Here is a 21549-nt window from a genome sequence, read left to right as displayed (position 1 = left end):
CCCCCGGGCTAGCCGCCCAAAAAGCTTTTAGCAACATCAGGGTTGGCAAGCAATGCAGCCCCGGTATCCGTAAAGCGGTTCTGGCCTGCCGCCAGCACAAAGCCTTTGTCGGCAATGGCTAACGCCTGCTTTGCGTTCTGTTCGACCATTAAAATACCCACGCCTGCGGCGTTGATTTTTTTCACCCGGTCGAAAATTTCGTTCATGTAGAGCGGCGAAAGCCCGGCAGTCGGCTCATCCAGCAGCAGCAGGCTGGGCTCGGCCATTAGCGCGCGGCCCATGGCCACCATCTGGCGTTGGCCACCAGAAAGCTCGCCTGCAGGCTGGTGGCGCTTTTCCACCAGTGGTGGAAAGAAGTCGTACACCTGCTCTAGCATACGCTTCACGTTTTGCGGCTTGAGGTAGGCGCCCATCTCCAGGTTCTCTTTAACGGAAAGGCTGGGGAAGACGTTTTTTTCCTGGGGTACAAAGCCCATCCCGCGTTCAACCAGCTGGTTAGGGGGAAGGTTATGGATCGGCTGGCCGTCGAGCAGTATCTCGCCTTGATTAACGTTTAACAGCCCAAATACGGCTTTAAGCATGGTCGATTTGCCAGCGCCGTTAGGGCCAACAATCACGCCCACTTCATCGGCGTACAGGGTCATATTAACCCCGTTTAAAATATTCATACTGCCATAGCCGCCGTGCACATCGCGTGCTTCTAGCAGTGGCTGTGATTGCGTTGAAGACATAGAAAGCGTCTCTGTGAGAGTGTCTCAGCAGTGCCGCCTACGGGATAACCAAGGCGACCGTGTTGTTTTGTTTATCGTTTAACGCGCTGTTTAGCCGTGTTATTTAAGCAGCATCGGTGCCGAAATAAGCCTCGATGACCGCAGGGTTATTCTGTATCTCTTCAATATGACCTTCTACCATGACGCTGCCCTGGGCCAGCACAATGACGGGGTCGCACAGCCGGGAAATCATGTCCATATCGTGTTCAATGACCAGGAAGGTGTAGCCCATTTCGCGATTAAGCCGCTCAATGTTGCCCATCAAGTCGCCTAGCAGCGTACGGTTCACACCCGCCGCAATTTCATCTAGCAGCACCACTTTGGCGTCGGTCATCATGGTGCGGCCAAGCTCTAATAACTTTTTCTGGCCGCCGGAAAGGTTGCCGGCCAGCTCGTTTCGCACATGGTGTAACCCGACGAACTCAATCACCTCCAGGGCGCGTTGGCGCACGTCAGCTTCCTGCTGGCGCACTAGCCCAGGTTTAAACCAAGTGTTGAATAAGCGCTCACCTGCCTGGTTAGGCGGCACCATCATGAGATTTTCCAGCGCACTCATCTGGCTGAACTCGTGGGCAATCTGGAAGGTGCGTAGTAAGCCCTTGTGAAAACGCTGGTCAGCACTTAGCGCCGTTATATCCTCGCCGTCTAACAAAATACGGCCACTGTCGGGAGTGAGGGCGCCCGCAATTAAGTTAAACAGGGTAGATTTCCCGGCACCGTTGGGGCCGATCATGCCAGTGATTGAGCCTTTTTCGACGCGAATTGAGCAGTCGTTGATGACCTGTAGCCCACCGAACGCTTTATTAACATGTTGTACTTCGATAAGCGGTTTCATGGTGTCCTCGCGCTGCAGGCGACTGTGCCGCCGCCTGCGTTATTCGTATTGTATTAGGAAGCCGAGTTGCGCAGCCGTTGGCTAAGCGCAAATGCACCGACAATGATGAGCGCCCCAAGTGTGGGGATGACGTAGCCTTCCACGTAAGGAATGGTGCGTAAAAAAACAAACGAGACGGCTGCCGGGCCAACAAAACGCACCAAAAACCGCCACACCATGAACCAGGTTTTATTGGTGCCCAGCTCTTTCATGACTTCGCTTTGGGTAAGCGCCCAGCCTGCAAAGAGCGCAATCATCAGCCCGCCCAGCGGCATAAAGATATTGGTTAATAGCTCAATGAAGTCAAACGCGCTGCGTCCAAACAGGGTGTGGAAGATAGTGCCCTCAGCCCATACGTTGAAGCTCACCACGGTGAGTAGCCCCATCGCCCAGGCCGCGATAACCATGATCGTGACCGCTTGGGGGCGAGTCATATCAAAGCGCTCGACTAAAAAGGCTGCCACCGGCTCAATCAGCGAGATAGACGAGCTGATCGCAGCGCCCAGCACCAAGATAAAGAAGACGCCGCCCACCAACGCACCAAACGGCATATCGGCAAAGGCCAGCGGTAGCGTGACAAACATTAGCCCCGGGCCCTGGCTAGTCTCAAGACCTGCACCAAATACCAGCGAGAAAATCGCCAGACCCGCCACCATCGCCACGGCAGTATCCACAAATGCGACGGCAATGGCGGTGCGGGTTAGCGAGGCCTCGCTGGACATGTATGCGCCATAAGCCATGATGGCACCCATACCAAGACTGAGTGTAAAGAACGATTGGCCCATGGCCTGTAGCCAGCCCTCAAGGCTTAGGTCGCTGATGTTGAAGGTAAACAGGAAGCTGGCTGCTGCGCCGACATCACCGTTAATAATCCCGTAGATAAGCACCAGAATTAAAATGGCAAACAGGGCTGGCATCATAATCCGCAGGCCCGCTTCAATGCCTTTGTGGATGCCCATGGCAACAATCAGGGCCGAGGCGGCAATAAATAGCGTGTGGTAGAGCGTCATTAACCCGGGTGACGCCAGCAGCGCATTAAAGCCGTCGCCAATGGTCTGTGCATCCGCCCCCACTAGCTCGCCTGTCAGCATCAGCCAAGTGTAGTGCAGTGCCCAGCCTGCAATAACCGAATAAAAACTTAGAATCAGAAAGGCCGATGCTGCCCCCAGCCAGCCAATGGATTCCCATGCGCGTGAGGTTTTATGGGTTTTGGTTAAGTGTCGCATGCCCATAATCGGGCTTTGGCGGCTGGTACGGCCGAGCATGGTTTCGGCAATCAAAATGGGTATGCCCACAGCAAAAATCGTTAAGGCATAAACTAAAATAAACGCCCCGCCGCCGTTTTCACCGGTGAGGTAAGGAAACCGCCAGAGATTGCCAAGGCCGACGGCAGAGCCAACTGCTGCCAATAAAAAGGTGCCTTTGTGAGTCCAGACGTTGTGACCGCTCATGTGAAGGTGTGCCCATGTGCTGGTGGTTGGATAGATGTCTTAAACCAAACACCTGTATGAATTGCAAGATGCCAGCGGGCCGGGGCCGTGCTGAAGTTAGCGCTACTTTGCGATAGAACGGATAAGCTTTCCAGCCCACTAGCGTTTAGGCTGCGTTAATTGAACTACTTGGCGTGGTATGGAAAAGCTAGGTGGGCAGGTAAATAGTCTATAAAAGAGAAACCCGCACTAAGGCGGGTTTCTGGGGGCTTTCTTAACGCTTATTTGCTAAAGATTATTTCTTGCTAGAACGCTTGCGCTCGTTTTCCGTCAAGTGCTTCTTACGCAGACGAATGTGGGTCGGTGTGACTTCTACCAGCTCATCGGAATCCAGGAATTCAATGGCCTGCTCAAGGGTGAACTTGATCGGCGGCGTCAGCACGATGTTTTCATCGTTACCCGTTGAGCGCATGTTATCGAGCTTTTTACCCTTGGTCGGGTTAACCACCATGTCGTTGGCACGGTTGTTAATACCGATAAGCATGCCTTCGTACACTTCGGTGGCATGATCGATAATCAGCTTACCGCGTTCTTGCAGAGCGTAAAGCGCATACGCCAGGGCTTTGCCGCCTACCATTGAGACCAAGACGCCATTGCGACGCTCGATAGACGCATCGGGCTTCAGCGGGCCGTAATGATCAAAGCGGCTGGTCAGAATGCCGGTACCTGAGGTTAGCGTCAGGAACTGGCCACGGAAGCCAATCAAGCCACGAGCAGGAATGATGAAGTCCAAACGAACGCGGCCTTTACCATCCGGGTTCATATTGGTCATCTCGCCTTTGCGGTAGCCAAGCTCTTCCATGATTGAGCCCTGGTGCTGCTCTTCACAGTCGATGATGACTTCTTCGTAAGGCTCTTGCTTAACGCCGTCGATCTCTTTGATGATGACTTCTGGGCGGCCAACGGCTAGCTCAAAGCCTTCACGGCGCATGGTTTCAATCAGTACCGACAGGTGTAGCTCACCACGGCCGGAAACTTTAAATTTCTCCGGGGTTTCGCCCTGCTCAACGCGAAGCGCCACGTTGTGAATAAGCTCTTGTTCCAGACGATCTTTAATATTACGACTGGTGACGAACTTGCCTTCTTTACCGGCGAACGGTGAATCGTTGACCTGGAATGTCATCGAAACGGTCGGTTCGTCAACGGACAGCGGCGGCAGTGCTTCAATCGCACTCGGGTCGCACAGCGTGTCAGAGATTGATAGATCTTCGATGCCGGTAACGCAGACGATATCACCCGCGGTGGCTTCGGTGGTTTGTACACGCTCAAGGCCCATGTGGGTCATAACCTGACCGATTTTGCCCTTACGCGTAGTGCCGTCAACGCTGATGACTGAAATCTGCTGGTTAGGCTTCACCGAGCCACGCTTGATGCGGCCAAGGCCGATAACGCCTACGTAGCTGTTGTAATCCAGGGCGGAAATTTGCATCTGGAAGGGACCGTCGATCTCAACTGCGGGCGGCTCAACAATATCAACAATTGCTTGGAACATGGGGTCCATGTTGTCGGCCAGCTCTTCCGGGTCCATGCCGGCGATACCGTTTAGTGCCGAGCAATAGATGATAGGGAAGTCGAGCTGCTCGTCGGTTGCGCCTAGGTTGTCGAATAGATCGAAAATCTGGTCAATAACCCAATCAGGGCGTGCGCCTGGGCGGTCAATTTTATTAACGACCACGATAGGACGAAGACCCTGGGAGAACGCTTTTTGAGTAACAAAACGCGTTTGCGGCATGGGGCCATCAACCGCATCGACCAGCAGCAGAACGGAATCCACCATGGACATAACCCGCTCGACTTCGCCACCGAAGTCGGCGTGCCCAGGGGTGTCTACGATATTGATGTGGTAATCCTTTCCGTTGCCATCTTGCCACTGAATAGCCGTGTTTTTGGCTAGGATGGTAATGCCGCGCTCTTTTTCCTGGTCATTGGAATCCATAACGCGCTCTTGGCCTTCGGCCTTGCGGTCGAGCGTGCCAGACTGGCTTAACAGTTTGTCTACCAGGGTAGTTTTACCGTGGTCAACGTGAGCGATGATGGCAATGTTGCGAAGATTATCAATTGACGGGGTAATGCTCATAGGGAAGCTCTATCGATTAGATTGGCACCTATGGATACATTTTTTAAGAGTCCCTAGGCGCGGTTAGGGAAAATGGGCGAGCATTGTACCTACTAACCTGCTGGCGGGATAGTTTCTTTGCATGTTCGAGACGTAGTTAGCGTTTTATATAAGCATAATATAAGCATAACAAGGGCATAGCGCCCTCTGGATAGTGATATCCGAGGGCGCTGTATCAACGTATATTCAGTGAGTTGGGTTAATCGTCAGACGGTACGCCACCCATGCGCTCTAGCAATTCGCGGTAGTTTTCTGACTGCGAGAAAAGCATCTCGGTGGCTTCTTCTTCGCCGCGGAAATGCACGGGCATCAATATCCGTTCTTCGGTGATTTCGATAAAGCGTTCGTCTTGTGTTGCCGCTTCAAGGGCTTCTGCTAGTCGTTCAACATGGCTGTCGGGTGTGTTTTTAGGAACGACCACAACACGAAAATCAGATGTGTCGATATCGTAGCCAGCTTCCATAACGGTGGGGGCGTCGGGGTAAGCGAATAAGCGCTCACCGTCCATGCTCAAGAGAACAGGCATTTCTCCGCTATCAGCGTAGCCCGAGTGGGTGCCGCCACTGTACGCAAAGTCAACGTCGCCAGACAGAATCAGCGGCGCCATGCCGCCGCCGCCAGCGGTGGGTACAATGCGTAGATCGAGTCCTTCCTGTTCCATGATGTACTCAATCACCAGCCTGTCCAGCGCGTGCTGAGTGGCGTAGCTGGTGCCTGGATTTTCCCGCGCGTATTCGATCAAGTCTTCCCAGCTGTCACCAAACGGACGATCTTTGCCCGTCACTAATGCATGTTGCACTGTCGTTATACTGGCAACGTAGCGAAAGTCGTCGAGCGTAAAGTCAGTGTCATGGGCATGCGGGGCAAACGTGAGCGTGCCATTTGTGCCAGCGTAGACAAAGGTATGGCCTTCATCCTGGTTGTGCATTAAACGCGTCAGCGAAATCGCACCGCCAGCGCCTGGTTGGTTAACCACGTTAACCGGTTGGCCAAGCTCTTCGGATAGCACATTAGCCAAGACGCGAGCCTGTATGTCGGTACTGCCCCCTGGGGCAAATCCGATCACCAGCGTAAGAGGGCCGGAAGGGAATTGGTTGTCAGCCTGGGCGGTGAAGCTCATCGTGAGTGCAAGTGTTGCAGTAGCAAGTGTTTTCTTATTAAACATTCCGCTTTCCCCTGATTGTTAATAGATACAAAAATGGTGGCGTAACCAAGTGCTTCATAACGATAAAATGGAGCTTGGTACCCTGGTTCTTATGATAGACATAAAGCCTAAAAAGACGACCCTTTCAGCAGGGGTTGACTTCGACGCTAAAAATAAAATCGAAATCTCAACGCTTTCCGACACTTTTATATATCCGGTAAGATTGTTTTTTTTGGTAGGGCAGGCACATGACCATCGGTAACTTGATGCGTTTGTTAAGCGATGGCGAGGTTCATTCCGGTGAACAGCTAGGTGAGACGTTAGGCGTTTCACGAGCCGCCGTGTGGAAGCAGCTTAAGAAACTAGAAGCGCTCGGCGTAGAGTTGGTTGCCGTCAAAGGTCGAGGCTATCGGCTGGCCCATCCTTTAGAGCCCCTTGTGGGCGCGAGGATCGTAGAGCATCTGCCTTCCCAAGCACGCCATTTATTGGCGCGTCTGTTTGTGGAAGATCAGCTTGCTTCTAGTAATGAGTATCTGCGTGAGCGTTTTCTGCAAGGAGCTGGTCACCGAGAGGTGTGCTTGGTGGAACTGCAAACCGCAGGTCGTGGTCGCCGAGGGCGCGCTTGGTCAACGCCTTGGGGGCAAAGTTTAATGCTCTCAATTGGGTGGCGCTTTGAGTCCGGCGTCCACGCGCTGGAAGGTCTTAGCCTCGCAGTAGGCGTGGTAATTACCCAGGTGCTTGAACAGTATGGCGTTTCGCCAAAGCTGAAGTGGCCAAATGATATTCTGCTCGCCGAGCAAGGCGATGAGCTTGGTAAGCTGGCAGGGATTCTAATTGATGTGACGGGGGATGCTGTGGGGCCCTGCGAAGTTGTTATCGGCATCGGTATGAACCTGTCTCTGCCGGATAGCCTGCGCGCGACTATCGACCAGCCTGTTGCTGCTCTCTTTGACGCTAAGGCGGGTATTTCACGCAACCTGCTCGCTGCAGATGTGGTCGCGGGCATGCTTAGCATGTTGGCGGCGTTTGAGGGAGTAGGCTTTGGTCCGTGGCGTGATGAGTGGAACAAACGCCATGCCTATGCAGGAGAGCCTATTCGCGTCATCCAGGGTGAGCGTGTCAGCGATGCAATCGCCGGGGATGTGGATGAGAGTGGTAACCTATGGGTTACCGAAAATGACCACTCGCGTCGCCTATCGGGCGGTGAGATCAGTGTACGCAGGCGCCTATGATTTTGGATCTGGATATCGGCAACACGCTGTCAAAATGGCGGCTAAAAGATGCCGAGAGCAGCGAAATACGCTCGCGGGGGGCGGTCTGGACGCGAGACGAGTGGCGCCCTGGGGCAGACATTCCTGATTTAGACGTTGTAGAGGCCGTGCGCATTTCAAGCGTTGCCCGAACAGCAGTATTAGAGGATACCGTCACGCTGCTGCGTCGTCAGGTGCGCCATGTGCATGTGGCGCACTCTACGGCTGAAGCCTTAGGCGTAATTAATGGCTATGATGAACCCGGCCGTCTAGGGGTTGATCGCTGGATGGGAGCGCTAGCGGGCTACCAGTTGGCAGGCGGCTGCTGCGCGGTGGATTGCGGTAGCGCTATTACCATCGATTTTGTGCTGCCTGGTGGGGCGCACCTCGGCGGGTTTATCGTTCCTGGCCTACGTCTCATGAAAGAGAGCTTAAAGCTTGGCACCCAAAATGTGGCGATCGACCCTGAAAGCGAAGCCGATGCGCTGCTAGAGCCTGGGCGCCGCACCGTCGATGCGGTTAACCACGGTATCTATATGGCGGCGGTGAGTGCAATCAATCGCATTTACAGCGAAGTGTGTGATCAGCAGGGGGTTGCGCTGCCAATGATGCTCACTGGTGGTGATGCGCGAGTAATCTCGCGAGGCGTGCAGGTGCCCCATGCGGTATGGCCAGATATGGTGTACGGTGGTTTGGAGGCCAGTTTCCCGCTGACCTTTGCTGAGCGAGCCGGTAAAATGTCGGGTGCCCCGCGGGTACCTGAGCCAGTGTCGCTAGAAAAAATTCGCGCGGGCCTTGCATTCTCCATGTTGCTTTGACAGAATGCAGCGCGTTCCAAGGCGGAAGGCGCGTCCTAGATAGCGCAATAGCCAGCACGTTAAGTTATCGGCAAGCTATGATAAATAACGGGTTTGCAGGCTTGACATCGCGTTGGAGGCTGGCATAATGTGCCGCCACAGCTGGAGAGGTTCCCGAGTGGCCAAAGGGAGCAGACTGTAAATCTGCCGCGAAAGCTTCGAAGGTTCGAATCCTTCCCTCTCCACCAATTTTGTCGAGCAGCAATGATAGTGCGCTGCTTGAGAATGAAAAGCCGGTAAGCGGGCATTAGCTACTGTTTCTCGTGTAACGGGCTGTCATTCTAAAGGCGAGTTCGGCGGGCGTAGTTCAATGGTAGAACCTCAGCCTTCCAAGCTGATGGTGCGGGTTCGATTCCCGCCGCCCGCTCCAAGTTTTTTGTTTTGTATTTAGCTCATGTAGCTCAGGGGTAGAGCACACCCTTGGTAAGGGTGAGGTCGACGGTTCAATTCCGTCCATGAGCTCCATATTGCAGAAAAAGCGAGCAGAGCTCGCTTTTTTTGTCTTCGCCTCTGGTGTTTTGCGCCAAAGGTTAGGTGTAAGGGTTGTCAGGTGGAGTGTTCTCCGCTATTATGGCGCCCGCTGTTGCGTAGGCATTTGTCTGCGCAAATGACGATACAGGCCAGTAGCTCAATTGGCAGAGCAGCGGTCTCCAAAACCGCAGGTTGGGGGTTCGATTCCCTCCTGGCCTGCCAGCCTTCCCCAGGTTGGTATGTCTTTTCAAGAATTCCTTTGTCGCTCGCTGCACCCTTGGGAGTCTCGTTTTTATGAAGCCTAGTTCTTTAAAACATGGCGAAGAGGTGCAACAGTCGCGCCATGACGGGCTCAAATGGGCGGCGGTTGTAGCGCTGCTTGTCGTTGCAGTCGTTGGAAACACCTATTTCGCTGATGTTGGCCTTCTCTACCGCGTGCTGGGCGTGGTGGTTCTGTGTGCGATTGCAGGCTTGATCGCGCTGACCACAGCCAAAGGTCGCGATCTGGTAGAGCTTGCCGTAAGCGCTAAGAAAGAGATTCAGCGCGTTGTGTGGCCGACCCGCCCCGAAACTGTTCAGACCACGGCAATTGTGTTGGTCGCGGTGCTAGTGGTTGGGTTGATGCTGTGGTTGATCGATACTCTTCTTAGCTGGGCAATGTCCGGCGTCATTGGTTAGGAGTTTTCATGTCCAAACGTTGGTACGTCGTCCACGCCTATTCCGGCTTCGAGAAGCATGTCATGCGCTCGCTTATCGAGCGGGTGAAAATGTATGGCATGGAAGATCGCTTTGGTGAAATCTTAGTGCCGACGGAAGAAGTGGTTGAGGTTCGCGACGGTAAGCGCCGTAAGAGTGAGCGCAAGTTTTATCCCGGCTATGTTTTGGTCGAGATGGAAATGGCTGACGAAACTTGGCACCTTGTCAATGAAACGCCGCGTGTAATGGGCTTTATTGGCGGAACCAAAGAGAAGCCAGCTGCCATTACTACCCGTGAAGCAGATGCTATTCTGCGCCGGGTGAAAGACGGTACCGATAAGCCGCGGCCCAAAACAATGTTTGAGCCGGGTCAGTCCGTCCGCGTTGTTGATGGTCCGTTTGCCGACTTCAACGGCGTTGTTGAAGAAGTGAATTACGACAAGAGCCGCTTGCAGGTTAGTGTATTAATCTTCGGGCGTGCGACACCAGTGGAGCTTGAGTTCTCCCAGGTGGAAAAAGAGTAAAGCTTATAAAGTAACAGGGTGGTGCACATAGTGTGCCACCCTGGATTTATGTGAAGCAGCCAAGCGCTGCTTCGCGCGTACCGGGGAGCCGGAAGGCGCTATTACCCAACTGGAGTGTTTACCATGGCCAAGAAAGTACAGGCTTACATCAAGCTGCAGGTTGCTGCAGGTAAAGCCAATCCTAGTCCGCCCGTAGGCCCAGCACTGGGTCAGCACGGCGTGAACATCATGGAATTCTGTAAGGCGTTCAACGCTGCCACTCAAGAAATTGAGCCTGGCCTGCCGACGCCTGTCGTGATCACTGTCTACTCTGACCGTAGCTTCACGTTCGTTACCAAAACACCGCCTGCTGCCGTTCTGCTGAAAAAAGCGGCCGGCATCAAATCGGGTTCTGGTGAGCCGAACAAGAAGAAAGTAGGCACAGTGACTCGTGAGCAGCTTGAAGAGATCGCCAAAACCAAAGAGCCTGATATGACGGCTTCTGATCTCGATGCCGCGGTGCGCACCATCGCTGGCAGCGCTCGTAGCATGGGCCTAAACGTGGAGGGTCTTTGATCATGGCTAAACTATCTAAGCGCGCGAAGGTCATTCGCGAGAAAGTAGACCCGAACAAAGCTTACTCTCTTGAAGAAGCGGTTACGCTGCTCGCCGAGCTGTCTACCGTTAAATTCAAGGAGTCCCTGGATGTTGCGATCAACCTGGGTGTTGATCCGCGTAAATCTGACCAGGTAGTACGTGGCGCTACCGTTATGCCTAACGGTACTGGCAAAGACGTACGCGTAGCGGTCTTTACGCAAGGTGCTAACGCTGATGCTGCAAAAGAAGCAGGCGCTGACATCGTAGGTATGGAAGATCTGGCTGAGCAAGTTAAGAAAGGCGTGATGGACTTTGACGTGGTCATTGCTTCTCCTGATGCGATGCGCGTTGTGGGTCAGTTGGGTCAGATTCTTGGTCCGCGCGGCCTAATGCCGAACCCCAAGGTTGGCACCGTAACGCCTGATGTGGCGACTGCGGTCAAGAACGCCAAAGCCGGTCAGGTTCGCTTCCGTACCGATAAAAACGGCATTATCCACACGACGTTGGGTAAAGCTGATTTCGACGTAACCGCGGTACAGGGCAACCTGGAAGCGCTGGTTGCTGACCTGAAGAAGCTCAAGCCGAGCTCCTCTAAAGGTATTTACGTAAAGAAAGTTACCCTGTCCACTACGATGGGCCCGGGTTTAACCATCGACCACTCTGCGCTTGTATAAGCGGGTTGTCGGTAGGTTTTTAGTAAGAGCCGAGCAAGAACTTTGCGGTCCCCCGTTTAGGTTTAGGCCCAACGGGGCGCCGTCAAAGACCGCAGGTGCCGCGCAGTATTTGAGCGCGGCTTAATTGCCTTAACAGCGCCTGCGCAGATGGTGTGGCCGCCAGTTGGTTAACGCTTTTTAGCTAACCGCTTTCTGGTGAGCACCATCCCCTAAGGCTTTCAGGCTAGGTGGTTAATGGCTTGGAAGAGATGGTAACCACCGGAGCCTGTTGTGGGTTCCGGCACGAAGGAGTGATCACTGTGCCACTAGCACTTGAAGGCAAGAAAGCGATTGTTGCCGAGGTCAGTGAAGCGGCCAAAGGCGCACTCTCCGTCGTAGTTGCCGATTCTCGCGGCGTAACGGTCGGTAAAATGACCGATCTGCGTAAGCAAGCGCGTGAGAATGGCGTCCAGATTCGTGTTGTTCGTAACACGCTGGCACGCCGCGCCCTCGAAGGTACTCAGTGGGAGTGCCTGAATGAGAGCTTTGTTGGTCCTACTCTGCTGGCTTTCTCTACTGAGCACCCGGGCGCTGCCGCTCGTCTGTTCAAAGAGTTCGCAAAGCAAGATCAGAACTTCGAAGTGAAGGCGTTGGCCTACGAAGGTGAGCTGATTCCGGCTGCTGACATCGACCGTCTGGCAACCCTACCGACTTACGACGAAGCAATTGCCAAGTTGATGTCGGTAATGAAAGAAGCTTCCGCTGGCAAGCTGGTTCGTACCCTGGCCGCCCTGCGCGACCAGAAGCAAGAAGAAGCCGCATAAGCAGGCCTTTTTGTCCGCAGCGTAATAATGCTGCTCGAATCATGCAATGAACCCTGAGTGCTCGTTATACCGAGCCTCCCGCAAAGTTAGGAATGAGACAATGGCACTGACCAAAGACGATATCATCAATGCTGTAGCCGACATGTCCGTAATGGAAGTTGTCGAGCTGATCGAAGCGATGGAAGAGAAGTTCGGCGTATCTGCTGCGGCCGCTGTTATGGCTGGCCCGGCTGCTGCTGGCGAAGCTGCTGAGGAGCAAACCGAGTTTGACCTGGTTCTGACCTCTGCTGGTGACAAGAAAGTTAACGTCATCAAAGCGGTTCGTGAAATCACTGGTCTTGGCCTGAAAGAAGCCAAGGGTGCCGTTGACGGCGCACCAGCGACGATCAAAGAAGCAATGTCTAAAGAAGATGCTGAAGCAGCTAAAACCAAGCTGGAAGAAGCAGGCGCAAGCGTCGAGCTCAAGTAATTCTTGTGCTGATGGCTTTACGCGCTGCGTAAGCTTCCACGGCTGGCGGCGGGATATCCCGCTGTCGGCCTTTTTCTGTTGTAATGTATTGTTCACGCAGTGCAGGACGAGCAGGAAAGCTGCGAAATAGCAGTAAACACAGTAAGACCGTTGTTGTGAAGCGTAAGTTGTGAAGCGCGAGTGATGGTAAACGTAAGCGATAGCGAAGCGTGAACAGCACTACTGTAACACTGTTATCTATCAAGATTTTTGACGGCGAGCTACCGATTTAGGAGCTTGCTGTCTGCGTCTGAAACGCCCGCGGGGCAGATGACCACGCATCGGTCACCCATGGTGAACAAGCTGGGGAATACAGATGGCTTACTCATATACTGAGAAAAAACGCATCCGCAAGGATTTCGGCAAACTGCCCCAAGTGATGGATGTGCCTTACTTGCTGGCCATCCAGCTTGATTCCTACTACGACTTTCTCCAGCAGGATCGTTCTCCTGACGAGCGTCACGAAATCGGCCTGCACGCGGCGTTTAAGTCCGTGTTCCCGATTGAAAGTTTCTCCGGCAATGCGGCGCTGGAATATGTCAGCTACCGCTTTGGCACGCCGGCGTTCGATGTGAAGGAGTGTCAGCTGCGTGGCGTGACGTATTCCGCCCCGCTGCGCGTCAAGGTTCGCTTGATCATCTATGATCGCGACTCGTCGAACAAGGCAATCAAGGATATTAAAGAGCAGGAAGTCTACATGGGGGAAATCCCCCTGATGACCGAGAACGGTACCTTTGTCATCAATGGTACTGAGCGGGTTATCGTTTCCCAGCTCCACCGTTCGCCCGGTGTGTTCTTCGATCACGATAAAGGTAAGAGCCACTCGTCGGGCAAGTTACTCTATTCAGCCCGGGTAATTCCTTACCGTGGTTCCTGGCTAGACTTCGAGTTCGACCCCAAGGACAACGTCTTTGTACGTATTGACCGTCGCCGCAAACTGCCGGCGTCGGTACTCATGCGTGCCCTGGGAATGAGCACCGAAGAGATTCTTAACGAATTCTTTGAAACAAGCGTCTTCCATATCGAGAAAACCGGCTTTTTTGTAGAGCTGGTGCCCTCGCGCCTGCGCGGTGAAACCGCCACCTTTGATATCAAAGATGGCAGCGGCGAGACGATTGTTGAAGAGGGGCGTCGGATTACCCAGAAGCACATTCGCCAGCTTGAAAAAGCCGGTCTTGAGCGTCTGGAAGTGCCGATGGAGTATCTGTTCGGTAAGACGCTGGCAAAAGATCAGATCGATACCAAAACTGGCGAGCTGATCTGCCCCTGCAATACGGAAATTACGCCTGAAGTCCTTGAGCGCATGGCTCAGGGCGGCATCACGGATATTGAAACGCTCTACACCAATGACCTTGACTGCGGTTCATTTATTTCCGACACCTTGAAGCTGGATTCTACGAACTCCGCGCTTGAAGCTTTGGTGGAAATTTACCGCATGATGCGACCCGGCGAGCCGCCTACCAAAGAGGCTGCTGAGACGCTGTTTAACAACCTGTTCTTCAGCGAAGACCGCTACGACTTGTCGGGCGTTGGCCGTATGAAGTTCAACCGTCGTCTGCGTCGTGATACTGATACAGGCTCTGGTGTACTGGATCGCAAAGACATCCTGGATGTGTTGCGCGAGCTGATCAATATCCGTAATGGCTTCGGCGATGTTGACGATATCGACCACCTGGGTAACCGCCGTATTCGCTGTGTTGGCGAAATGGCTGAGAACCAGTTCCGCGTCGGTCTAGTGCGCGTTGAGCGTGCGGTGAAAGAGCGTCTTTCCATGGCGGAAAGCGAAGGCCTGATGCCTCAAGACTTGATCAACGCCAAGCCCGTAGCGGCGGCGGTGAAAGAGTTCTTTGGTTCAAGCCAGCTCTCTCAGTTTATGGATCAAAACAACCCGCTCTCTGAGGTTACCCACAAGCGCCGTGTCTCTGCACTCGGCCCGGGTGGTTTGACCCGCGAGCGTGCTGGTTTCGAGGTGCGCGACGTACACGCTACGCACTACGGCCGTCTGTGTCCGATCGAAACGCCGGAAGGCCCAAACATCGGCCTGATCAACTCTTTGGCGACGTACAGCCATACCAACAGCTACGGCTTCCTCGAAACGCCTTACCGTAAGGTGAACGCTGGCCAGGTGACCGACGATATCGTCCACCTGTCGGCGATCGAGGAAGGTGACTTCGTTATTGCCCAGGCGTCGGCAGCTGTTGATGAATCTAACAAGCTGAGCGATGACTTGGTTCAGGTGCGTCACCGTGGTGAAACCACGTTTATGCGGCCTGAGCAGGTCACCTTGATGGACGTGTCTCCGCGCCAGGTTGTCTCAGTAGCGGCCGCATTGATTCCGTTCCTTGAGCACGATGATGCTAACCGCGCCTTGATGGGTGCGAACATGCAGCGTCAGGCGGTTCCCACCTTGCGTGCTGATAAGCCGCTAGTAGGTACCGGGATGGAGCGTTTCGTCGCCCGCGACTCCGGCGTTTGTGCCGTAGCCACCCGTGGCGGTGTAATCGACTCGGTTGATGCGCGTCGTGTTGTTGTACGGGTTCACGAAGATGAAATCATTGGCGGTGAAGCCGGTGTTGATATCTACAACCTGACCAAATACACCCGTTCAAACCAGAACACCTGTATGAACCAGCGCCCCATCGTGCGCCCTGGTGATAGCGTGGCCCGTGGCGATATTCTTGCCGATGGTCCGTCTGTGGATATGGGCGATCTGGCGCTTGGTCAGAACATGCGCATCGCCTTTATGCCCTGGAACGGCTACAACTTCGAGGACTCCATCCTGCTGTCTGAGCGGGTGGTACAGGAAGACCGTTTCACCACGATTCACATCCAGGAACTGACCTGTGTGTCGCGTGACACCAAGTTAGGGCCAGAAGAGATCACTGCGGATATTCCCAACGTAGGTGAATCGGCGCTGGGCAAGCTGGATGAGGCAGGCGTTGTCTATATTGGTGCTGAAGTTGGCCCCGGCGACATTCTGGTCGGTAAAGTAACGCCTAAGGGTGAAACCCAGCTAACGCCGGAAGAGAAGCTGCTACGCGCTATCTTCGGTGAGAAGGCGTCTGACGTTAAAGACACCTCGCTGCGTGCCCCGACAGGCATGAAAGGCACGGTCATCGACGTTCAGGTGTTTACCCGTGACGGCGTTGAGAAAGACTCTCGTGCGCTTGCTATCGAACAGATGCAGCTGGACGAAGTGCGTAAGGATCTCCAGGAGACCTACCGTATTGCCGAAGAAGCTACCTTTGAGCGTCTAAAGCGTACCCTGGAAGGCCAAGCCGTTAACGGCGGCCCGAACCTTAAGAAAGGTGACGTACTTGACGAGGCTTACCTCGACGAGCTGCCGCGTCAGCAGTGGTTCAAGCTGCGTATGCAGGATGAAGCCTATAACGAGCTGTTGGCTCAGGCCGACGAGCAGCTAGAAAATCGCCGTAAAGAAATGGACGAGCGCTTTGAAGATAAGAAGCGCAAGCTAACCCAGGGCGACGATCTTGCGCCGGGCGTGCTGAAAATCGTTAAGGTTTACATGGCGGTTAAGCGTCGCATCCAGCCCGGCGATAAAATGGCAGGTCGTCACGGTAACAAAGGTGTTATCTCGGCGATTATGCCCATTGAAGATATGCCGTTCGACGAGAAGGGCGAGCCGGTCGATGTGGTACTAAACCCGCTGGGTGTACCATCGCGGATGAACGTGGGTCAGATCCTGGAAACCCACCTAGGTATGGCAGCCCGCGGTCTGGGCATGAAAATTGAAGCGATGCTGCGCGATGCCCGTGGCCAGCAAGTAGCTGAAATTCGCGACTTCCTGGGCCAGATCTACAATACGCCTGGTAGCCGCTCCGAAGATCTTGATTCGCTGAGCGATGAAGAAGTGATCGCGCTGGCGAAGAACCTTAAGGGCGGTGTGCCGATGGCAACGCCGGTGTTTGATGGTGCTAAAGAACATGAAATCAAACACCTGCTGAAGCTTGCGGACATTCCTGAGTCAGGCCAAATGGCGCTGTATGATGGGCGTACCGGCGATGCGTTTGATCGCCCAGTCACCGTTGGCTACATGTACATGCTGAAGCTTAACCACTTGGTAGACGACAAAATGCACGCCCGTTCTACCGGCTCTTACTCGCTGGTTACCCAGCAACCCTTGGGTGGTAAGGCGCAGTTCGGTGGTCAGCGCTTTGGTGAGATGGAAGTGTGGGCGCTGGAAGCTTACGGTGCCGCGTATACGCTGCAAGAGATGCTCACCGTCAAGTCGGATGACGTCGAAGGTCGCACCAAGATGTATAAAAACATCGTGGATGGCGACCACACCATGCAGGCAGGCATGCCGGAATCCTTCAACGTACTCGTGAAGGAAATCCGCTCGCTGGGCATCGATATCGAGTTAGAGAGCTAGGAGCCGTTCCATGAAAGATTTGGTGAAAGTACTCAAATCGCAATCTCAGTCCGAAGAGTTTGACGCGATCAAGATTACCCTGGCGTCGCCGGACATGATTCGCTCCTGGTCTTTCGGCGAGGTGAAGAAGCCCGAGACCATCAACTACCGTACCTTTAAACCGGAACGGGATGGCCTTTTCTGCGCCAAGATCTTTGGCCCAGTGAAAGACTATGAGTGTTTGTGCGGCAAATATAAGCGCATGAAGCACCGCGGTATTATCTGTGAGAAGTGTGGCGTTGAAGTCACTAAAGCCGCCGTGCGCCGTGAGCGCATGGGGCACATTGAGCTGGCATCGCCGGTCGCTCACATCTGGTTTCTGAAGTCACTGCCGTCGCGTATCGGCATGTTCCTCGATATGACCCTGCGTGATATCGAGCGCGTGCTCTACTTCGAAAGCTTTGTGGTTATTGATCCAGGCATGACCACGCTGGAGCGTGGTCAGCTGCTGAACGATGAGCAGTACTTCGAGGCGCTGGAAGAGTTCGGCGATGACTTCGACGCCCGCATGGGTGCTGAAGCCGTTCAAGAACTGCTCAAAGACATTGATCTGGAAGAAGAGATTAATCATCTGCGTGAAGAGATTCCGCAGACTAACTCCGAAACCAAAATCAAGAAGCTCTCTAAGCGTTTGAAGCTGCTTGAAGCGTTCTACCACTCCGGCAATGCGCCAGCGTGGATGGTCATGGAAGTGCTGCCTGTGCTGCCGCCGGATCTTCGTCCGCTGGTACCGCTGGACGGCGGCCGCTTCGCGACCTCTGATCTGAACGACCTTTACCGTCGTGTGATCAACCGTAACAACCGTCTGAAGCGTCTGCTTGATCTGAATGCGCCGGATATTATCGTGCGCAACGAGAAGCGCATGCTTCAAGAAGCGGTGGATGCGCTGCTGGACAACGGTCGTCGCGGCCGTGCGATCACGGGCTCTAACAAGCGCCCGCTGAAATCGCTCGCCGACATGATCAAAGGTAAGCAGGGTCGTTTCCGTCAGAACTTGTTGGGTAAGCGCGTAGACTACTCAGGCCGTTCGGTTATTACCGTAGGCCCGACGCTGCGTCTGCACCAGTGTGGTCTGCCGAAGAAAATGGCTCTGGAGCTGTTCAAGCCGTTTATCTACTCCAAGCTGCAGTCGCTGGGCCATGCGTCCACGATTAAAGCCGCGAAGAAGATGGTCGAGCGCGAACTGCCGGAGGTGTGGGACATCCTCGCTGACGTTATCCGCGAACACCCGGTACTGCTTAACCGTGCGCCGACGCTGCACCGTTTGGGCATCCAGGCGTTTGAGCCGCTGTTGATCGAAGGTAAGGCGATCCAGCTGCACCCGCTGGTATGTGCCGCTTACAACGCCGACTTCGACGGTGACCAGATGGCGGTACACGTACCGCTGACCCTGGAAGCCCAGCTTGAAGCGCGTGCGCTGATGATGGCCACCAACAACGTGCTGTCGCCTGCTAACGGCGAGCCGATCATTGTGCCGTCTCAAGACGTTGTTCTGGGTCTTTACTACATGACCCGCGAAAAGATCAACGCCAAAGGCGAAGGCATGGTGTTCTCTGACCTCAATGAGGTAGAGCGCGCGTTTGGTACGCAATCTGTATCGCTGCACGCTCGCGTCAAAGTGCGTCTGGACGAAATTGATATCGAAGAAGAAACCGGTGCGCGCAGCTTCCATCGCCGTATTTACGACACCACGGTAGGTCGTGCGCTGCTGTTCCGCATTTTGCCGGAAGGTGTGCCGTTTGCGCTGATCGATCAGCCGATGAAGAAGAAGGCGATCTCCAGCCTGATCAACGAGGTTTATCGTCGCGCCGGCCTGAAGCCGACCGTTATCTTCGCTGATCAGTTGATGTATACCGGCTTCCGTTTAGCAACGTGGTCGGGTGCCTCTATCGGTGTTAACGATTTCGTTATTCCCGAGGCGAAAACTGAGATTGTTGATGCTGCAGAAGCGGAAGTTAAAGAGATCGAAGACCAGTTCTCTTCTGGCCTAGTAACGGCGGGTGAGAAGTACAACAAGGTTATCGATATCTGGTCCAAGGCTAACGATAAAGTCGCCAAAGCGATGATGGTGGGTATCTCTAAAGAGACCGTCATCGATCGTGAAGGCAACGAAGTTGAGCAAGACTCGTTCAACAGCGTCTTTATCATGGCTGACTCAGGTGCTCGTGGCTCTGCTGCCCAGATCCGCCAGTTGGCAGGTATGCGTGGTCTGATGGCTAAGCCGGATGGTTCGATCATCGAAACGCCGATCGTCGCTAACTTCCGTGAAGGTCTGAACGTACTTCAGTACTTTATCTCAACTCACGGTGCACGTAAGGGTCTTGCGGATACGGCCCTGAAAACGGCCAACTCCGGTTACTTGACCCGTCGTCTGGTGGACGTAGCCCAGGATCTGGTCATCACCGAGACCGACTGTGGTACCGAAAGAGGCTTGACGCTGCACCCGATTATCGAGGGTGGCGATATCATCGTGCCGCTGTCTCAGCGCGTACTGGGCCGTGTGGTAGCTATCGACGTTGTGGACCCCCGCAATGATGATATTTTGATTCCGCGCGGCACACTGCTGGATGAGAAGTGGTGCGCTGAACTTGACACCATGGGTGTCGACGAGATTATCGTTCGCTCGACCATCACCTGTGAAACCGCCCATGGCGTGTGCTCCTCCTGTTATGGACGTGATCTGGCCCGTGGTCATCAGGTGAATATCGGTGAGTCGGTCGGTGTTATCGCTGCCCAGTCCATCGGTGAGCCAGGTACCCAGCTGACCATGCGTACGTTCCACATTGGTGGTGCGGCGTCGCGCTCTTCAGCTGTTGACAGCGTTCAAGTTAAGCACGGCGGTAAGGTGCGTCTGCACAACATCAAGCACGTTGAGCGTGCCGACGGTAAGCTGGTGGTGGTTTCTCGCTCCAGCGCCCTGGCCGTTGCCGACGACCACGGTCGTGAGCGTGAGTATTACAAACTGCCCTACGGCGCTGAGCTTTCCGTACGTGATGGTGAAGTCGTTGATGCCGGCGCTGTCGTCGCAAAATGGGACCCGCATACTCACCCGGTTATCGCCGAAGTAGAGGGTAAAGCGCAGTTCATTGATCTTGACGAAGGTGTCACCATGCACCGTACCGTCGATGAGATGACCGGTCTTTCGTCTATCGAAGTTATCGAGTCGGCAGCACGTCCGATGGCGGGTCGCGATAAGCGCCCAATGGTAATGCTGCAGGACGCGTCGGGCGAGTATGTAGCCGTGTCCGGGTCCAATACGCCAGTACAGTACCTGTTGCCGGGTAACTCGATTATCTCTGTCGACGATGGTGCGACCATCGGCGTTGGTGAAGTGGTCGCGCGTATTCCGGTAGAGGCGTCGGCGAACAAAGATATTACCGGTGGTCTGCCACGGGTTGCTGACTTGTTTGAGGCGCGTAAGCCGAAAGAGTCCTCGATCCTGGCCGAAATCAGCGGTGTAGTAAGCTTTGGTAAAGAGACCAAGGGCAAGCGTCGTTTGACGATTACCCCGGAGTCTGGCGACCCGTTTGAAGCGCTAATTCCGAAGTGGCGCCAAATTGCCGTCTTCGAGGGCGAGGCTGTTGAGAAGGGTGAGGTCATCTCTGATGGTCCAAGTAACCCTCACGACATTCTGCGTCTACTCGGCGTCGCGGAGCTTGCGAAGTACATTACGGCCGAAGTACAGGACGTCTACCGTCTGCAAGGTGTAGGCATCAACGATAAGCACATCGAAGTGATTGTGCGTCAGATGCTGCGTAAGGTAGAGATCACCGACTCCGGCGACTCTGACTTCATCACGGGCGATCAGGCAGAGCTGGTTCGTGTGCTGGAGCAGAACGAACGTCTTGAAAAAGAGAAGAAATTCCCAGCCAAGTATCAACGTATGCTGCTGGGTATTACCAAGGCCAGCTTGGCCACTGAATCGTTCATTTCCGCGGCATCGTTCCAGGAAACGACCCGCGTACTGACCGAGGCAGCGGTAACCGGCAAGCGCGATTACTTGCGTGGCCTGAAAGAAAACGTGGTAGTTGGACGTCTGATTCCGGCAGGTACCGGTCTGACTCACCACGCCGAGCGTCGTCGCAAGCGCGAAGACGTTGAGCGTTTGTTCAACCCCTCGGCGACCGAGGTAGAGCAAGAGCTTGGTGCTCAGTTGACCGCTCTTGATTCAGACGACGAGCTGTAAGTAGCGGTAGTAACAACGAGCAAAAACGAGACTCTGGCCCTTAATGACGCCATCTTGTCGGTTAAACCGCCGGCAAGACTTGACGTCACCTAGGGTCAGCTATTAGAATGCGCAGCCTTTAACAGTGGGGTGGGTGCGCCCGCATCCGCTGCCAGTACTTGTTAAAAGGCTACTTGTT

The 21549-nt window shown here is 54.3% G+C and carries 16 protein-coding genes and 4 tRNA genes; 15 read left to right on the top strand and 5 right to left on the bottom strand.

The features are described 5' to 3' along the window. Positions 1 to 8: 8 nt before the first annotated feature. From BB497_03045 to BB497_03025, 5 genes are all read right to left on the bottom strand, one after another. Positions 9 to 731, bottom strand: coding sequence for an ABC transporter ATP-binding protein (locus BB497_03045; GenBank protein ID AVI61748.1), 723 nt, complete (start codon positions 729 to 731; stop codon positions 9 to 11). A 103-nt stretch (positions 732 to 834) separates the two neighbouring features. Then, a complete protein-coding gene (locus BB497_03040; GenBank protein AVI61747.1) occupies positions 835 to 1605 on the bottom strand; it encodes an ABC transporter ATP-binding protein in 771 nt (256 codons plus the stop codon). A 53-nt stretch (positions 1606 to 1658) separates the two neighbouring features. After that, positions 1659 to 3095, bottom strand: coding sequence for a transporter (locus BB497_03035; GenBank protein ID AVI61746.1), 1437 nt, complete (start codon positions 3093 to 3095; stop codon positions 1659 to 1661). A gap of 274 nt (positions 3096 to 3369) precedes the next feature. Further along, on the bottom strand, positions 3370 to 5211 hold the full coding sequence (locus tag BB497_03030; protein AVI61745.1) for a GTP-binding protein TypA: 1842 nt from the start codon (positions 5209 to 5211) through the stop codon (positions 3370 to 3372). Between the two features lie 238 nt (positions 5212 to 5449). Next, the gene (locus tag BB497_03025; protein AVI61744.1) at positions 5450 to 6415 is read right to left on the bottom strand and encodes a recombinase RecA; all 966 of its coding nucleotides are present in this window, start codon (positions 6413 to 6415) and stop codon (positions 5450 to 5452) included. A 49-nt stretch (positions 6416 to 6464) separates the two neighbouring features. On the opposite strand from BB497_03025, the gene BB497_03020 reads away from it, so the two are divergent. From BB497_03020 to BB497_02950, 15 genes are all read left to right on the top strand, one after another. Next, positions 6465 to 6656, top strand: a complete 192-nt coding sequence (locus BB497_03020; GenBank protein ID AVI61743.1) for a hypothetical protein — start codon at positions 6465 to 6467, stop codon at positions 6654 to 6656. Next, a complete protein-coding gene (locus tag BB497_03015) occupies positions 6643 to 7626 on the top strand; it encodes a biotin--[acetyl-CoA-carboxylase] ligase (GenBank protein AVI61742.1) in 984 nt (327 codons plus the stop codon). The genes BB497_03020 and BB497_03015 overlap by 14 nt, the downstream gene beginning before the upstream one ends. Next, positions 7623 to 8462, top strand: coding sequence for a type III pantothenate kinase (locus BB497_03010; GenBank protein AVI61741.1), 840 nt, complete (start codon positions 7623 to 7625; stop codon positions 8460 to 8462). The genes BB497_03015 and BB497_03010 overlap by 4 nt, the downstream gene beginning before the upstream one ends. 143 nt (positions 8463 to 8605) lie before the next feature. Continuing rightward, positions 8606 to 8689: transfer RNA gene (locus tag BB497_03005), tRNA-Tyr, on the top strand. A gap of 108 nt (positions 8690 to 8797) precedes the next feature. Then, positions 8798 to 8871 (top strand) — tRNA-Gly (locus BB497_03000). A 20-nt stretch (positions 8872 to 8891) separates the two neighbouring features. Further along, positions 8892 to 8966: transfer RNA gene (locus tag BB497_02995), tRNA-Thr, on the top strand. Between the two features lie 152 nt (positions 8967 to 9118). Next, a tRNA-Trp gene (locus tag BB497_02990) sits at positions 9119 to 9194 on the top strand. Between the two features lie 72 nt (positions 9195 to 9266). Then, positions 9267 to 9650, top strand: coding sequence for a preprotein translocase subunit SecE (locus BB497_02985; GenBank protein AVI61740.1), 384 nt, complete (start codon positions 9267 to 9269; stop codon positions 9648 to 9650). Between the two features lie 8 nt (positions 9651 to 9658). After that, on the top strand, positions 9659 to 10192 hold the full coding sequence (locus tag BB497_02980; GenBank protein AVI61739.1) for a transcription termination/antitermination protein NusG: 534 nt from the start codon (positions 9659 to 9661) through the stop codon (positions 10190 to 10192). 123 nt (positions 10193 to 10315) lie between these two features. Next, positions 10316 to 10747 (top strand): 50S ribosomal protein L11, encoded by a 432-nt coding sequence (locus tag BB497_02975; GenBank protein AVI61738.1) that lies wholly within the window; start codon positions 10316 to 10318, stop codon positions 10745 to 10747. Between the two features lie 2 nt (positions 10748 to 10749). Continuing rightward, positions 10750 to 11442, top strand: coding sequence for a 50S ribosomal protein L1 (locus BB497_02970; GenBank protein AVI61737.1), 693 nt, complete (start codon positions 10750 to 10752; stop codon positions 11440 to 11442). A gap of 299 nt (positions 11443 to 11741) precedes the next feature. After that, positions 11742 to 12245: a 50S ribosomal protein L10 gene (locus tag BB497_02965; protein ID AVI61736.1), complete on the top strand. Its 504-nt coding sequence runs from the start codon at positions 11742 to 11744 to the stop codon at positions 12243 to 12245. A 100-nt stretch (positions 12246 to 12345) separates the two neighbouring features. Then, positions 12346 to 12714: a 50S ribosomal protein L7/L12 gene (locus BB497_02960; GenBank protein AVI61735.1), complete on the top strand. Its 369-nt coding sequence runs from the start codon at positions 12346 to 12348 to the stop codon at positions 12712 to 12714. Positions 12715 to 13069: 355 nt separating this feature from the next. Beyond that, positions 13070 to 17146: a DNA-directed RNA polymerase subunit beta gene (locus BB497_02955; protein ID AVI61734.1), complete on the top strand. Its 4077-nt coding sequence runs from the start codon at positions 13070 to 13072 to the stop codon at positions 17144 to 17146. Between the two features lie 10 nt (positions 17147 to 17156). Continuing rightward, on the top strand, positions 17157 to 21371 hold the full coding sequence (locus BB497_02950) for a DNA-directed RNA polymerase subunit beta' (protein ID AVI61733.1): 4215 nt from the start codon (positions 17157 to 17159) through the stop codon (positions 21369 to 21371). Positions 21372 to 21549 lie beyond the last annotated feature (178 nt).

Origin of the sequence: Halomonas sp. GFAJ-1, from assembly GCA_002966495.1 — a bacterium.
Taxonomy (GTDB): Bacteria; Pseudomonadota; Gammaproteobacteria; order Pseudomonadales; family Halomonadaceae; genus Vreelandella.
This window is presented reverse-complemented; position numbering and strand designations above follow the sequence as displayed.

What these genes read in the sequence shown, in the direction of transcription:
- BB497_03045 (AVI61748.1), bottom strand. Translation starts at nt 731, where the DNA reads ATGTCTTCAACGCAATCACAGCCACTGCTAGAAGCACGCGATGTGCAC.
- BB497_03040 (AVI61747.1), bottom strand. Translation starts at nt 1,605, where the DNA reads ATGAAACCGCTTATCGAAGTACAACATGTTAATAAAGCGTTCGGTGGG.
- BB497_03035 (AVI61746.1), bottom strand. Translation starts at nt 3,095, where the DNA reads ATGAGCGGTCACAACGTCTGGACTCACAAAGGCACCTTTTTATTGGCA.
- BB497_03030 (AVI61745.1), bottom strand. Translation starts at nt 5,211, where the DNA reads ATGAGCATTACCCCGTCAATTGATAATCTTCGCAACATTGCCATCATC.
- BB497_03025 (AVI61744.1), bottom strand. Translation starts at nt 6,415, where the DNA reads ATGTTTAATAAGAAAACACTTGCTACTGCAACACTTGCACTCACGATG.
- BB497_03015 (AVI61742.1), top strand. Translation starts at nt 6,643, where the DNA reads ATGACCATCGGTAACTTGATGCGTTTGTTAAGCGATGGCGAGGTTCAT.
- BB497_03010 (AVI61741.1), top strand. Translation starts at nt 7,623, where the DNA reads ATGATTTTGGATCTGGATATCGGCAACACGCTGTCAAAATGGCGGCTA.
- BB497_02985 (AVI61740.1), top strand. Translation starts at nt 9,267, where the DNA reads ATGAAGCCTAGTTCTTTAAAACATGGCGAAGAGGTGCAACAGTCGCGC.
- BB497_02980 (AVI61739.1), top strand. Translation starts at nt 9,659, where the DNA reads ATGTCCAAACGTTGGTACGTCGTCCACGCCTATTCCGGCTTCGAGAAG.
- BB497_02975 (AVI61738.1), top strand. Translation starts at nt 10,316, where the DNA reads ATGGCCAAGAAAGTACAGGCTTACATCAAGCTGCAGGTTGCTGCAGGT.
- BB497_02970 (AVI61737.1), top strand. Translation starts at nt 10,750, where the DNA reads ATGGCTAAACTATCTAAGCGCGCGAAGGTCATTCGCGAGAAAGTAGAC.
- BB497_02960 (AVI61735.1), top strand. Translation starts at nt 12,346, where the DNA reads ATGGCACTGACCAAAGACGATATCATCAATGCTGTAGCCGACATGTCC.
- BB497_02955 (AVI61734.1), top strand. Translation starts at nt 13,070, where the DNA reads ATGGCTTACTCATATACTGAGAAAAAACGCATCCGCAAGGATTTCGGC.
- BB497_02950 (AVI61733.1), top strand. Translation starts at nt 17,157, where the DNA reads ATGAAAGATTTGGTGAAAGTACTCAAATCGCAATCTCAGTCCGAAGAG.